10 protein-coding genes are annotated in these 14,285 nt (G+C 70.5%); 5 read left to right on the top strand and 5 right to left on the bottom strand.

Going from position 1 to position 14,285, the window contains the following annotated elements; all coding sequences use genetic code 11:
• Positions 1–7 precede the first annotated feature (7 nt).
• Positions 8–793 carry an ABC transporter ATP-binding protein gene (locus tag HD594_RS10445; protein WP_184750909.1) on the top strand — a complete coding sequence of 262 codons (786 nt, stop codon included), beginning with the start codon at positions 8–10 and terminating at the stop codon, positions 791–793.
• A gap of 158 nt (positions 794–951) precedes the next feature.
• On the top strand, positions 952–1,200 hold the full coding sequence (locus tag HD594_RS10450; RefSeq protein WP_184750910.1) for a type B 50S ribosomal protein L31: 249 nt from the start codon (positions 952–954) through the stop codon (positions 1,198–1,200).
• A gap of 78 nt (positions 1,201–1,278) precedes the next feature.
• Here the strand turns inward: HD594_RS10450 and HD594_RS10455 are convergent, their stop codons facing one another.
• A complete protein-coding gene (locus HD594_RS10455) occupies positions 1,279–2,010 on the bottom strand; it encodes a 3'-5' exonuclease (protein WP_246413979.1) in 732 nt (243 codons plus the stop codon).
• 83 nt (positions 2,011–2,093) lie between these two features.
• Here HD594_RS10455 and HD594_RS10460 point away from each other — a divergent pair, with 83 nt between their 5' ends.
• Positions 2,094–2,987 (top strand): alpha/beta fold hydrolase, encoded by an 894-nt coding sequence (locus HD594_RS10460; protein ID WP_184750912.1) that lies wholly within the window; start codon positions 2,094–2,096, stop codon positions 2,985–2,987.
• Here the strand turns inward: HD594_RS10460 and HD594_RS10465 are convergent.
• Positions 2,974–3,543, bottom strand: a complete 570-nt coding sequence (locus HD594_RS10465; protein ID WP_184750913.1) for a CGNR zinc finger domain-containing protein — start codon at positions 3,541–3,543, stop codon at positions 2,974–2,976. The two genes, HD594_RS10460 and HD594_RS10465, sit on opposite strands and share 14 nt — an antisense overlap.
• Before the next feature lie 75 nt (positions 3,544–3,618).
• Here HD594_RS10465 and HD594_RS10470 point away from each other — a divergent pair, with 75 nt between their 5' ends.
• Positions 3,619–4,608 carry an EamA family transporter gene (locus HD594_RS10470; protein ID WP_184750914.1) on the top strand — a complete coding sequence of 330 codons (990 nt, stop codon included), beginning with the start codon at positions 3,619–3,621 and terminating at the stop codon, positions 4,606–4,608.
• A 4-nt stretch (positions 4,609–4,612) separates the two neighbouring features.
• On the opposite strand, the gene HD594_RS10475 is transcribed toward HD594_RS10470, so the two are convergent.
• Entirely contained in the window at positions 4,613–8,803 is a 4,191-nt protein-coding gene (locus tag HD594_RS10475; RefSeq protein WP_184750915.1) for an nSTAND1 domain-containing NTPase, read from the bottom strand.
• Positions 8,804–9,016: 213 nt separating this feature from the next.
• A complete protein-coding gene (locus HD594_RS10480; RefSeq protein ID WP_184750916.1) occupies positions 9,017–13,216 on the bottom strand; it encodes an nSTAND1 domain-containing NTPase in 4,200 nt (1,399 codons plus the stop codon).
• Between the two features lie 162 nt (positions 13,217–13,378).
• Here HD594_RS10480 and HD594_RS10485 point away from each other — a divergent pair, with 162 nt between their 5' ends.
• Positions 13,379–13,711: a hypothetical protein gene (locus HD594_RS10485; protein WP_184750917.1), complete on the top strand. Its 333-nt coding sequence runs from the start codon at positions 13,379–13,381 to the stop codon at positions 13,709–13,711.
• A gap of 44 nt (positions 13,712–13,755) precedes the next feature.
• On the opposite strand, the gene HD594_RS10490 is transcribed toward HD594_RS10485, so the two are convergent.
• Positions 13,756–14,229 (bottom strand): Lrp/AsnC family transcriptional regulator, encoded by a 474-nt coding sequence (locus HD594_RS10490; RefSeq protein WP_184750918.1) that lies wholly within the window; start codon positions 14,227–14,229, stop codon positions 13,756–13,758.
• Positions 14,230–14,285: the final 56 nt, after the last annotated feature.

Raw genomic sequence — 14,285 nt, forward strand, 5'->3', positions numbered from 1 at the left:
CTATGCCATGCCCCAGGTGATCGAGTTCTCCGACGTCGTCGTCCGCCGAAACGCCAAAGACATCGTCGATCACCTCGACTGGCAGGTCGCCGACGACGAGCGCTGGGTCATCCTCGGACCCAACGGAGCGGGCAAGACCACGCTGCTCCAGCTGGCCGCCACGACCATCCACCCGACGTCCGGAAAGGTCGACGTCCTCGGTGAGCGGCTGGGCCGCTCGGACGTGTTCGAGCTTCGCCCGCGCATCGGATTCGCGTCGACCGCGATGGCGCGGCGCATCCCCGCCGACGAGACCGTCCTGAACGTCGTGCTGACCGCCGCCTACTCGGTGCTCGGCCGCTGGCACGAGGACTACGAGGACATCGACGAGCGTCGTGCGCTGCGCGTGCTCGCCGAGTGGCACCTCGACGAGCTCGCCGACCGGACGTTCGGGACGCTGAGCGACGGCGAGCAGAAGCGCGTTCAGATCGCCCGCGCCGTCATGACCGACCCCGAGCTGCTGCTGCTGGACGAGCCGGCCGCGAGCCTCGACCTCGGCGCCCGCGAGGAGCTCGTGGCGCTGCTCAGCGGCTACGCGCAGGCTCCGACGACGCCGGCGATGATCATGGTCACGCACCACGTCGAGGAGATCCCGGTCGGCTTCACGCACGTCCTCCTGATCAACGAGGGGACCGTGGTCGCCGCGGGCCCGATCGCCGAGACGCTGACGGCCGAAGCGCTCACCGAGACGTTCGGGCTGCCGATCACGCTGAACCAGGAGGGCGGCCGGTACGCCGCCCGCGCGACGCTCTGAGCCCCCGAGACGCGATGAGCTCCGCGACGCGCTGATCCCACGCGCGGGCGATTCCGCGTTCCCGGCATCCGGCTGGTAGACTTGCTCTTTGGTGCACTCGCACCGACAGACTTTGTCCGTCCTGGCAAAATCCAGGGCACCACTTCCAAAGGACTCCCATGAAGACTGACATCCACCCCGAGTACCAGGCCGTCGTGTTCCGCGACCTCGGTTCCGGCGAGCTGTTCCTCACCCGCTCCACCGTCACGAGCGACAAGACGGTCGAGGTCGACGGCGTCGAGTACCCCGTCATCGACGTCGAGATCTCGTCGGCTTCGCACCCGTTCTACACGGGCAAGCAGCGCATCATGGACTCGGCCGGTCGCGTCGAGAAGTTCAACAAGCGCTTCAAGAACTTCGGCAAGTAAGCCGCTTCCGAAAGGCCCCGCTTCGGCGGGGCCTTTCGTCGTCTCCGGGGTCGTTGCGCTGCGGCGGGAGCCTGCGCGTCAGCGGATCGGCCAGCGGCCGTCGACGGTGTCGTCGGGGTCGATCCTCCCGATGCGGACGAAGTACTCGGTGAGGCTGTCGGCCTGCGCCCGCGCCCACGACACCTGTCGCGTGTGCAGCTCGGCCGCGGTCGGCGGCAGCGAATCCGCGAACCGCTCCGCGATCGCCTGGGCGACGCGGCCCGCGGCGACGGCGTCGGCCGACGCGTCGTGGGCGCCGTCGAGGCGGACGGCGTAGTGCGCCGCGACGACCTCGAGCGTGCGCTTGCCGCGCCGGTACCGGTCGTACGCCTTGTCGACGACGAGCGGATCGATGACCGGCGACGGATCGATGATCGGGGCGATGCCGTGGCGGACCGCCTCGTGCTTGAGGAGCGAGAAGTCGTACGGCGCGTTGTACGCGACGACCGGAACCCCGGCATCGAGCAGCGCTCGCAGGGCGGCGACGACCTCGGTCACCACCTCGCCGGCGGGTCGGCCCTCTCGCCGGGCCCGCTCGGTCGTGATCCCGTGCACCGCCGTGGCACCGACCGGGATCTCGACGCCGGGATCGGCCAGCCAGTCCTGCGCACGGGTCACGCTGCCGGACGCATCGAGCATCCCGACGTGCGCCGTCACGATGCGGTCGCGCCCGACGTCGATGCCCGTCGTCTCGAGGTCGAAGACGCCGACGGCGCTCGTCCACTCGGGAACGTCGAAGAGGGGGAGCGGCTCGGGCTGCCACGGTTCCATGCCGCCCACGGTATGCCCGGCATCCGACATCGCGTGCGAAGCGCACGGCGAGCCTTCAGCACGACGGCTCGTAGACTCGACGGGTGCCGACCGCGAACCCCTACGCCGCGCGTCTCGCGGACGTCCCGGTCCGTCGAGACGAGGTCGACGTGCTGGGCGGGACGACGGCGTACTGGACCTACGGTCCCCACGACGCCCCGGTCACGGTCCTCGCCGTGCACGGGTTCCGCGGCGAGCATCACGGCCTCGAGCCGGTCGTCGCGCACCTTCCCGGCATCCGCGTCGTCATGCCCGACCTTCCCGGGTTCGGCGAGACGGCGCCGCTTCCGGGGCGCGCGCACGACGTCGCGGCATACGCCGAGTGGCTGACCGCGTTCCACGCCGCGGCGGCGCCGGACGCCGTCGTGCTCGGGCACTCCTTCGGCTCGATCGTGTCGGCCGCGGCCGTCGCGGGCGGACTCGACACGCGTGCGCTCATCCTGGTGAATCCCATCGGCGCGCCCGCTCTCGAGGGGCCTCGCGGCATCATGACGCGTCTCGCGATCCTGTACTACGCGCTCGGCGCCCGCCTGCCCGAGAGCCTCGGCACCGCTCTGCTGCGCAACGGCCTGATCGTGCGGGTGATGAGCGAGACGATGGCGAAGACGCGCGACAAGGGCATCCGCGCGTTCGTGCACGACCAGCACGACACCTACTTCTCGCGCTTCACCGACCGCGACGTGCTGCGCGAGGCGTTCGTCACGAGCGTGTCGCACGACGTGCGCGAATTCGCGGGCCGCATCGATGTGCCGACGCTGCTGGTCGCCGCCGAGCGCGACGACATCACGCCGATCGAGAAGGAGCGCGAGCTGCACGCCCTCTTCGCCGACTCGCGTCTCGTCGAGATCCCCGACGTGGGCCACCTCATCCACTACGAGACGCCGGCCGAAGCGGCATCCGCCATCGAGGACTTCCTGGGCGAGGTCAGTCCCCGCTGACCGCCTCGCGGGCCTTGCGGCGGCGATACGCGTTGACGTTCATGCGGTTGCCGCAGTTGCCGGTGTCGCAGTAGCGCTTCGACCGGTTCTTCGAATAGTCGATGTAGACGCTCAGGCAGTCGTCGGCCGCGCACACGCGGACCCGCTCGTACTCGTCGGCGCGGATGATGTCGACGAACGCCATCGCCGCCTCGACGAGGATGCGGGTGGCCAGCGGCGCGTGCGGGGGAGTGGCGTGGATGTGCCAGTCGTACTCGTCGTGGATCGCGAGCTGCGGCATGGCCTCGCCGTCGCGCAGCATGGCGGTGACCAGCGGCACCGCGCCCTCGCGATCGACCAGCCACAGTTCGCGCAGGCGCGGGCGGATGGCGCGCACGGAGGCGAGTTCGTCGAGGTCGCGGTCGATGTGCCCCGAGTACGGGTGGACGGCGAGATAGCGGTCGAGCGCCGCGACGTCGCCGAGCGTGTCCAGGCGCTCGGTGTCGGTCGCCGGCAGGGTGTTCACGAGGTCGACAGCGGCCGCCAGGGCATCCCGCGTGTCACGACCGAAAACCATGTTGACTCCTGACAATCATCGGCAGTACTGTCACCAGTGTAAGCACGTTTCACTCCTGACACCCCGGACGGCCCCATGAGCACGTCGACCGCGCCGATCGCGATCGTCCCCGCCCTTCCCGTATCCCGCGGCCTCACATCGGGTCTGGTCATGGCCCTCGGCTCGGCGCTGGCGTTCTCGTCCAGCGGACCCCTGGTCAAGCCGCTGTTCGAGGCGGGATGGTCGCTCACGTCGGTGCTCGCCGTGCGCATGGGCGTGGCGGGGCTCGTCCTCGCGCCCGCCCTCGTGCGCGTCCTCATCCGGCAGCGCGGGTTCGTCCGCCGGCACGGCGTGTTGCTGGTCGGCTTCGCGCTGACCGGCGTCATGGGCTGCCAGCTGTTCTACTTCTCGGCCATGCAGCGGATGCCGGTGGCCGTGGCGCTGCTGATCCAGTACATCGCGCCGGTGCTCGTGGTGGTGTGGGTCTGGCTGCGAACGCGGCGGCGGCCCTCGAACCTCGTGATCGGCGGGTCGGCGGTCGCGATGGCCGGCCTCGTGCTGGTCATCGACCTCGCCGGCGCCCGCTTCGACGCCCTCGGCACGCTGTTCGCCCTCGGTGCGGCGGTGTGCGCGGCGGCGTACTTCGTGATCTCGGAGCGCACGGGCGACGATCTGCCGCCGCTCGCCCTCGCGGCCGGCGGCCTGCTGATCGGGGCGGCGGTGACGATCCTCCTCGGCGTCACCGGCATCATCCCGTTCGCCGCGCCGGCCGTGAGCGTTGTCGTCGCCGGCATGGAGGTGCCGTGGTTCGTGCCGCTGCTGTGGGTGGCGACCGCGTCGACCGCTGTCGGCTACGCGTTCGGCGTCATGGCGGTGCCGCGCATCGGCTCGCGTCTGGCCTCGTTCGTCGGGCTCGGCGAGGTGCTGTTCGCCCTCGGCTTCGCGTGGCTGCTGCTGGGGGAGACCCCCGCGCCGATCCAGTTCCTCGGCGGCGCGCTGGTCCTGCTCGGCGTCGTCGCTGTGCGCATGGATGCCGACAGCGCGGGCACGCCGCAGGGCCCGGCGGCGGTGGTGCCGGCGCCCTAGGCGCCTATTCGGTGGGAAACGTGCAGGTCTCGCGGTATTCGCCGACCGGGGAGAGATGGGTGTCCCACTCGGCCTGGGTCAGGTTGCGGCCGGCGATGCGGCATACCTGCTCGAACCAGACGTCGGGGTCCAGGCTCCACCGCACGACGCCCGCAGGCATGCTCACGAGCATGGAATCACCGGACGGATCGAGGTCGACCACGACGCCCGTGAGGGAATGGATGGCGGGGATCGGGTCGCCGAGCAGCCGGCCCGCCTCGAGGTCGTAGACGGCGACGGCCGGGTCTCGCGTCCCCGCGACCATGATCGAGTCGTCCGCCGACAGTGCGAGCTGGTAGAGCTCGCCCGCGGGGGCGGGGAGGACCTCCAGGGGCTCCAAGCGCTCATCCATGACGACGAGGGACCCGTACCCGCCGACGATGACACGCGCGTCCGAGGTCATGGCGATCGCCGCCGCGTCGGGCGGGGAGGACTCGGCCAGCTGCTCGCCCGTGGATGCATCGAAGACCCCGACCCAGCTGCCGGAGACGGCATCGGGATCGTCGTTCGACGACAGGAACGCGACGCGCGATCCGTCCTCGTTCGTGGCGGCGTCGTATCCGGGCCCGGCGATCTGGAAGCTCACGTCGATCGGCTCGTGAGAGGACGGATCCATCGCTTCGACCTCGCCCGAGCAGCACGCCATGTCGTAGAAGACCGTGCCGTCGCGGCTGGTCCTCGGCTCCGCCCACGTGTACGGCTCGGAGCGCTGATGGTCATGGAGGTCGGCGGGGACCTCGGTCCCGGCAGCGACGTCGATGTAGTAGTTCTCCCGGTCGCCTGTCACGGTCCGGATGATGCCCGAGCCCACCCAGTAGGCGACGCTCGCGGTGAACTCGTGCACCGTCTCGTTCGTGAGGGCGTCACGCACCTCGTATCGGATGTCGGGGAGAGGCGCCCCTTCCGGCTCGATGAGCAGATACTGCCCGCTCGGGTCGAAGCCGGTCACGGAGTAGCCGGGCACCTCGACTTCTGTCACCGAGCGCGGCGTCCCCGACAGCTGCCAGCGTCCGATGCTCGGCGACACCGCGCTCATGATGAGCAGCTCGTCGTCGTCGGTGACCGTGAGCTCGCCGGTTGCGCCGAGCTGATAGTCGAGCCGCAGGCCCGTGCGCTCTCCGGTCTCGAGATCGCGCTCCTCGATGAGTCCGTCCACATCACCGCAGTACAAGCGTCCCGTGTCCTCCGCGACCGCCGGATAGATGCAGGGGATCCCGTAGACCTCGTCCTGCTGCCACACGATCCCGCCCTCGGCGTCGAGCCTGACGATCCCCAGGTGGCCGACGGCGACGAACCCACCGTCGTCGAGCGGCAGGAGCCTCGTGCTGATGTACATGCCGGGTGCCGGCCTGCTGTCGACGATGTCGAGAGTGTTCGGGTCCAGCGTGATCAGCCGGTCGTCGATCATGCCCGCGACCATCATGCCGTCCACGAAGGCGATCGACCCCTGCCAATCACCGGTGCCGTTCCACCCCGGGGCCACCGACTCGCGCGTTCGCACTTCTCCATTGCGGAGATCGATGACGACGAGATCGCCTTCGAAGTCGTCGATGTACGCCGCATAGTTGCCCGCGGGGCTCAGCGCGTAGTTGCCCAGGGACCGTTCGAGGGTGAGCGGTGCGAAGGGCATCGATCCCGATTCGAGGTCGATGACCGAGAGAACGCTCCCGTACTCGCCCTCCGCGGAGATCTCGGCGTCGTCCGTGATGACGGCCGTCTTCCCGTCGGGCGTGACGGTCACGAAAGGTCGTCGCGGGCTCCCGCTGGGGGGCAGTGCGATATCCAGCGAGCGGATGAGTCCACCGGTGCGCACATCCCTGACGTCGACATACTGCTCGTCCCGGACGATGAGGGCCGTCTCGTTGCCGGGAAGGATCGCGCCGCCGACGCGCTGCTCGGTGTCCGGTATGAAGACGCTCTCCACGGCGCCGGCATCGGAGCCGAGAAGGCCGAGCAGCATCCCCCGGGCCCGAGCGTCATCCGGCCAACGCCGGTACGCCTCGGCCGCGAGCAGCGCCGCGACCGTTCGGTCGGTGTCGCGGAGCGCACGCGTCTCGTTCGCGAGGGCGTCGATGCGGGCGCTCTCGGCAGCGGCGGCCTCTCCGACGGCGCTGCGGACGGCGAGCCCGCCCGTGACGATGGCGACGACCGCGACGACCGCGACCCCCGCGATCGCGAGCCGCAGGCGCCGATTCTGGCGGCGCTCGGCAGCGGCCGCCTCGGCGAGCGCTCGCTTCTCGTCCTTCTCATGCGCGGCCGACGCCTCGACGAACGCGACCTCGGTCGGTGTCAGGCTCGGGTCGATCCGCTCGCGAAGGTCGAGCATCGCCTGCAGTCGAACGCCGCGCGCGAGGTCGTCGTCGTGGCGGCCGCCTTCGTCCCACGCCTGTGCTCCGGTTTCGAGGTGGCCGAGGACGGTGAGATCCTCCGCGCCGTCCTGCACCCAGGTGCGGAAGCGCGGCCACGCGCGGGTGAGGGACTCGTGGGCGAGGACGACCGAGTCGCCCTCGACGCTCAGCAGCCGCGCGTGGGCGAGCTGCCCGAACAGCCGAGCATGGGCGGGGTCGTCTCGCAGCGGCGCCGTGAGCAGTCGTCGTCGAACCGGAAGACCGTCCGGAGCGAGGGCGACGAGCCGGAGGAGCGTGGAGCGGCACAGCTCCTGGTCCGCGGTGTCCAGTCCTGCGTACAGGCGGTCGGCCGACTGCGCGATGGCGCCGTCGATGCCGCCGGTGGCCTCGTATCCGGCGACCGTGAGAACGCGCCCTTCACGGCGAACCCAGGTCTCGGCGAGCGCGTGCGAGAGATGGGGAAGGACACCCGTTGCGCCGGCGGCATCCCGCAACATCAATTCGACCAGTCCGGGCTCGAGGCGCAGCCCGGCTCGCGCGGCGGGCTCCTCGACGACTCGCCTCAGGTCGTCGTCGCCCAAGGGCGAGACGACGAGCACGCTCTCCGACATGAGCGGGCCGAGTGACGGGTCGGCGGCGCAGCGGTCGAGGAAGTCCGAGCGCACCGTGACGATCGCCTTGCCCCCGTCGCGGACGAACGCCGCGAGCATGGCGGCGACCTGGGCGCCGACGGCGGCGCCGCCCTCGAGCACCTCTTCGAACTGATCGACGACGACGGCGTCCGTCGAGGTCCGGGCTTCGATCGCGCTGCGCAGGGTCTCGGCGATCGCGGGATCGGGACCGAGGACGAGGACGCGCCGCCCGCGTCGCCGCAGCGAGGGCACGACACCCGCGCGCACGAGGGAGGACTTGCCCGAGCCGGATGCTCCCGTGACGATCAGCAGCCCCGTGGCGTCGAGCCTGCGGGCAGCGGTCGCGATCTCGTCCTCGCGGCCGAAATAGTCGCCGGCGTCGCCTTCCTGGTAGGTCCCGAGCCCGCGGTACGGGCAGTCGGCACGCGTCGGGGTCGCCGACGGTCCCGTGTCGAGGGAGTCGTCCTGCTGCAGGATGGCGGCTTCGAGCTGCCGGAGCTCGTGGCCCGCGTCGACGCCGAGTTCGTCGGCGAGTCGTTCGCGCGCGGATCGGAGGACGGCGAGGGCGTCGGCCTGGCGTCCGGCGCGGTAGCAGGAGAGTGCGAGGAGGGTCCAGCGCGACTCGCGCAGCGGCTCGTCGCGGACGAGGCGTTCGGCATCCGGGATGACGCCGGCCGCGTCGCCGGCGTCGAGGCGGGCGCGGAGCATCGCCTCGGTCGCCTCGACGCGCACGTGTTCGAGGTCGGATGCCGCGGCCGCCGCCTCCGGCCACGCCGAGATCTCTTCATAGGGCCGTCCTCGCCACAGCTCCAGCGCCTTGCCGAACGCGGCCGCCGCGCGATCGGGCTCGTCCGCGCGGTGCAGGTCGCGCGCCCGCGACACGAGCGATTCGAAGCGGCGGGCGTCGATCTCCTCCGGGTCGATGTCGAGGTGGTATCCCACGGCGGTCGTGACGATGCGTCCCGCGCCGAGCGTCTTGCGGAGCCGTGCGATCGCGGCCTGGACCTGCTTGTTCCAGGTGGCGGGAGGTTCGGTGTCGGGCCACACGACCTCGGCGAGCTCCTGCGCGGTGATGGGCTGCCCGTCGCGCACGACGAGCGCGGCGAGCACGGCCAGCTCTCGCGGATACAGCCGCGCCGTCTCGACGCGCATCGGCCCCAGAACGTCGATGGACATGGCGGCCATGTTCGTCCCGGTATAGGTCGGGGTCAACAACACCCGTCGAGGCCGCATACCGGACGCATACTGCTCGGATCCCCACGGATGCACACCCGTATGAGCGTGGGAAGCCGAGTACCTCGACCGCCGACCGCCGACCGCCGCATGCCGCGAGCGGCTCACTCGGGGCTCGATTCACGATGTGATGAGCCTGGGCGGCTCCGTAGTGCGCTACTCCTCGGGGAATCGGCAGGTATCGCGATAGTCGCCGAGATCCGACATGTGCGTGTCCCACTCGAGGGCGGTGAAGTTCCTTCCGGCCACCTTGCACACCTGGTCGAGCCACGTCGCGGGATCCAGAGACCAGCGGACGACGCCTGCGCTGGTGTTCGCGAGCAGCCAGCCCCCGGACGGATCGAGCGTGGCGGCGAACTCCCGGTTCTGCGCCGTCGGCAGAGGTTCGCCGAGCATCACGCCCGCGGCGAGGTCGTAGACGGCGACCCGGTCCCCAGTCATCGCGACGAGTGTGCGGTCGTCTGTGGACACCTCCAGGTCGCGGAGCGTCCCGGACGGCAGTGCGGGGAGCTCCGACACCGGTTCGAGCTCGAGGTCGAGCACGACCAGGCGCGTGTTGAATCCGGCGATGATCCGCTCGTCCGCGGTCATGACGCTCGCGGCGTAGTCAGCATCGTGTGCATCTGCGAGGACCTCGCCTGTCGCGGCGTCGTGCACGGACAGCTGCCAGTCGCCGTTCTCGTCGTCGTAGCCCGAGAAGACGACGGTGTCGCCGTCGACGGTGGTGCTCGCGAACAGCGCCGGGCCGCGTCGGGTGAACTCGATCCCCAAGGATTCGCCGGTGCGCGGGTCGAGCGCAGTGACGACTCCCACACAGCAGTCCAAGTCGTACGTCACGTCACCTGCGCGGCTCGTTCCGACCTCGGCGGAGGTGAACTCCTCGGCGGTTCGCTCATAATCGTGAACCGGTGCGGGCCACGAGTCGCCGGTGGCGACGTCGTAGTAGTAGTTCTCGCGCTCCTCGGTCACCGTGCGTACGATCCCGCTTCCCGCCCAGTACGCTCGGGTGCCCGAGAGCCGCAGGGCGATCGTGCCGTCCGCGGGCCGCCACACGACGAACTCCCGGCTCTCTCCCCAAGGGACGCCGGCTTCCTCCAAGAGCGCCCATTCGCCGCTCGGATCGAAGCCCGCGTTCACGGCGAGATCCGGTGCGACGAGCTCTCCAGATCCCAGCGCCCCGTCGAGCCGCCAGCGGCCGATGCTCGGTGACACCGCACTGAAGAAGAGAAGCTCGTTCCCATCGCTGCGCACCCAGATCTCGCCTGGATCCCCGATCTGATAGTCGAGGGTTCGACCGGTCGGTGCGCCCGTGTCCAGCCGACGCTCGGTGATCCCGACCGCGAAGTCGTTGATGTAGACGGTGTCCGTGTCCGGCGAGGCGGCGATCTGCCTGCATCCCTCCGGAAACTCCTGCTTCCACAGCAGCGTGCCTCGCGCATCCACGCGGACCGCGCCGACCGCACCGCATGCGATCACGCTGCCGTCCGCCAAGCCGGTGACCTCGAGGTCCGCGGTCCCCTCGGGAATGGCGACGGCGCGTGTGACCTCGAATGTGTCGGGGTCCACCGACAGGAGCTCGCCCGACGCCGTTCCGACCAGCATGGTGTCGTCTGCGGCGAAGCCGACGGCTCCGGCGAACTCGATGGCGGGTTCGTCTTCGACGGCGATCTCCGGTTCGAAGCGCACGGCGGCATTCGGAACATCCACGATCACGAGTCCGCCGTCCGCGGGGACGTAGGCCGCGTAGCGACCGGAGGGGCTGAGGGAGTAGGCGTTCACCCATCGCTCGAGGAGTGTGGGCTCGTCTCCGATCATCCGCCCGGACGTCAGATCGATCACCGTGAACCAGGACCCGAACGCTTCCAGCGTCGACAGGTCCTCGGCATCCGGCTTCAGGTGGTCGGTCATGACGGTGGCGATGGATCCGTCGGCGCTGACCTTGACGAACGGACGGCGGACGCTGAAGGGCTTTGGAAGCTGGATGTCGAACGTGCGAACCAGTTCCCCGGTGTCGACGTTCCGGATCTCCGGGTACCGCCGATCGCGAAGCACCAGCGCCGTGTCGGTACCGGGGATCATCGCGGAGCCTATCCGTTCGGTGGTCCCCGGCACGAACATGTTCTCGACGCCGTCCGCCGACGCGAGCACGGCAAGCAGCTGGCCGCGTGTGCGCGGATCCTCAGGCCATCGCTGGTAGGCCTCGGCGGCGATCAGGGCAGAAGCGATCCTGTTCGAGCCCTGAAGCGCCGAGGACTCGTTCGTCATCGCATCGATGCGGGCGTCCTCGGCCGTTGCGGCCTCGCTCGAGGCGCTGCGCAGCGCGAGGCCGCCCGCGACCAGCGCGATCACGAGCATGCCCACGACTCCGCCTATGGCGAACCGCAGTCGACGGTTCTGTCGGCGCTCGGCCGCTGCCGCCTCGGCGAGCGCTCGCTTCTCGTCCTGTTCGTGCGCGGCGGATGCGTCGACGAACGCGGCCTCGACCGACGTGAGGCTGGGATCGACCCGTTCGCGCAGCTCGAGCATCGCCTGGAGTCGTGCTCCCCGCGCGAGGTCCTCGTCCGCGCGCCCGTCGGCATCCCATTCTTCGGCGCCGGACTGGATGCTGCCCAGCACGGCGAGGTCCTCGGCGCCTTCGCGCACCCAGCCGCGGAACCGCGGCCACGCTCGTGTGAGCGACTCGTGTGCGAGGGCGACCGAGTCGCCCTCGACGCTCAGCAGGCGTGCGTGGGTGAGCTGCTCGAAGAGCCGCGCCCGCGAAGGGTCTTCGCGCAGTGGGGCTGCGGTGATGCGGCGCCGGACGGGAAGTCCGTCGGGGGCGAGGGCGACCAGGCGCAGCAGCGTCGTTCGGCACAGCTCCTGATCGACGGCGTCCAGTTCCGAGAACAGGCGATCGGCCGACTGCGCGATGGCGCCGCCGATGCCGCCCGTCGCCTCGTAGCCGGCAACGGTGAGCACCGGACCTTCCCGGCGCACCCACGTCTCGGCCAGCGCATGCGAGAGGTGGGGCAGCACGCCGGGCGAGTCGGCGGCATCACGGAGCATGAGCTCGACCAGGCCCGGCTCAAGCTTGAGCCCTGCGCGCGCGGCAGGCTCCTCGATGACGCGACGCAGATCGTCCGTGCTCATGGGGGAGACCACGACCACGCTCTCGGACATCAGCGGTCCCAGCGACGCGTCGGCCGCGGTCTGGTCGAGGAAGTCCGAGCGCACCGTGAGGATCGACTTGCCGCCGTCGCGGACGAAGGCGGCGAGCAGTGCGGCGACATCCGCTCCGACGCCATCGCCCGACTCGAGGACCTCTTCGAACTGGTCGACGACGATCACATCGGACGGTTGACCCGGGCCGGTCGCGTCCCGCAATGCATCGACGAGCGCGGGCCCGGGTCCGAGGACCAGGATCCGCCGACCCCGGCGCCGCAGCGAGGGCACAAGACCCGCCCGCACCAGGGAGGACTTCCCCGATCCGGATGCGCCGGTGACGACGAGGAAGCCGGTGTCGTCGAGCCGTCGCGCGGCGGCGGCGACCTCGTCCTCTCGACCGAAGAAATCGGCGGCGTCGTTCTCCTGATAGGTGCCGAGGCCGCGATACGGGCAGTCCGTGCGCGTCTGCGTCACCGAGAGTGTGTCGTCGAGAGCACCGTCGTGCTGGAGGATCGCCGTCTCGAGGTCGGTGATCTCCCTGCTCGCATCGACACCGAGTTCATCGGCAAGGCGCTCGCGGGCGGATCGGAGCACCGCGAGAGCGTCTGCCTGCCGGCCGGCGCGGTACAGGGCCAACGCGAGCAGCGACCACCGGGACTCCCGCAGCGGCTCGTCCCGCACGAGTCGCTCGGCTTCGGGGACCACGCCGATCGCGTCCCCGGCGTCGAGTCGTGCTCGCAGGAGGCCCTCCGCCGCTTCCACGCGCAGATGCTGGAGATCGGATGCCGCGGCTGCCGCCTCGGGCCACGATCCGAGCTCGTCGTAGGGTGTGCCGCGCCACAGCGCGAGTGCGCGACGGTATCCGTCCACGGCCCGCGCCGGCTCGCGGTCGAGGTGGTGTTCACGAGCGCGCACCACGAGCGCCTGGAATCGCTTGGCGTCGATCTCCTCCGGATCGACGTCGAGGTGATATCCGGACGTCGTCGTGACGATGCGCTCCGCGCCGAGCGCCTTGCGGAGACGGGCGACCGCCTGCTGGATCTGCTTGTTCCAGGTTGCGGGCCGATCCGCGTCCGTCCAGATCGCCTCGGCGAGGTCCTCGGCGGCGATCGGATTGCCGTCGCGCACGACCAGCGCGACCAATACCGACCGCTCCCGCGGGTGCAGCGAAGCGGCTCCGACGTTCACCGGCCCCAGCACGTCGATGGCCATGGCGCTCATGTTCGTCGCGCTCTCGCCCCGCGTCAACGCCCCCGGCATTCGATGAATACCCGACGAATACCGCTCGCGACCGGACGAATACCCCCCGGTACGAGCGTGGGAGCCACGACGCCGCGCTGACCCGCAGCCGGCGCCAGGTGAAGGGAGCGGATCATGGACTACACGACATCGGTCGGATACGGACTGTCGCAGCACCGGGCGGCCGACCTCGCACGCGACGCGGAGCGGCGGCGGAGCATGGCCCGGCGAGCCGAGAGCGCCACACAGGGGCACACGAGCAGCGGTGCCCGCCGGCGGTCACGTGTGCCGCTGCGGTCGCCGCGCTTCGTGCTGCCCGTCGTCGGGATCGCCCTGATGGGCGGCCTGCTCGGGTTCGCGGCGCTGCCGTCGGACGGGCCGGTCGTGCCGGCGCAGCCGGCGACCGTCGTCTCCGACCCGGGATCGGGCGGCGTGATCGCCGCCGGACTCCACTTCAAGGTGCGGTAGAGGTCGCCGGAGGGCCCCGGCCACGGCGGGGGCTCTCCGGACCGCTACTGGTCGTCGTCGGCGAGCTCGAGCAGGGGACGCACGCGGTACGGGATGACCTCGCCCATCACCAGCGACGTCTCGGTGCGCTCGACGCCCTCGATCGCGAGGATGCGCGCATCGGTGTCGAACAGGTGCTGCGTGTCGCGGCACGCCACGTGCACGAGCAGGTCGATCTGACCGCTCAGCCCGTACGCCTGCACGATCTCGGGCACACGCTCGAGCGCCTCGGCGATGCGGGGCAGGTCGGCCTGGCGCACGGTGACGCTCAGCACGGCCTCGAGCGGGAAGCCCAGGGCGCTCGACGAGATGGCACGCTCGTACGAGAGGAAGACGCCCGCCTTGTCCAGGCGCGTCATGCGGGCCTGGACGGTGTTGCGCGAGAGGCCGAGGCGATCGGCGAGGGCCACGACCGTGGCCCGCGGGTCGTCGGCCAGGGCGGCCAGGAGCTCCAGGTCGACGTGATCGAGTGCGCTCATAGTGCGAAACGATAGCACGGTCGTCGACCGCTTCTCTTGGCAACATGCTCAAGGCA

The organism is Microbacterium thalassium, assembly GCF_014208045.1.
GTDB lineage: Bacteria > Actinomycetota > Actinomycetes > Actinomycetales > Microbacteriaceae > Microbacterium > Microbacterium thalassium.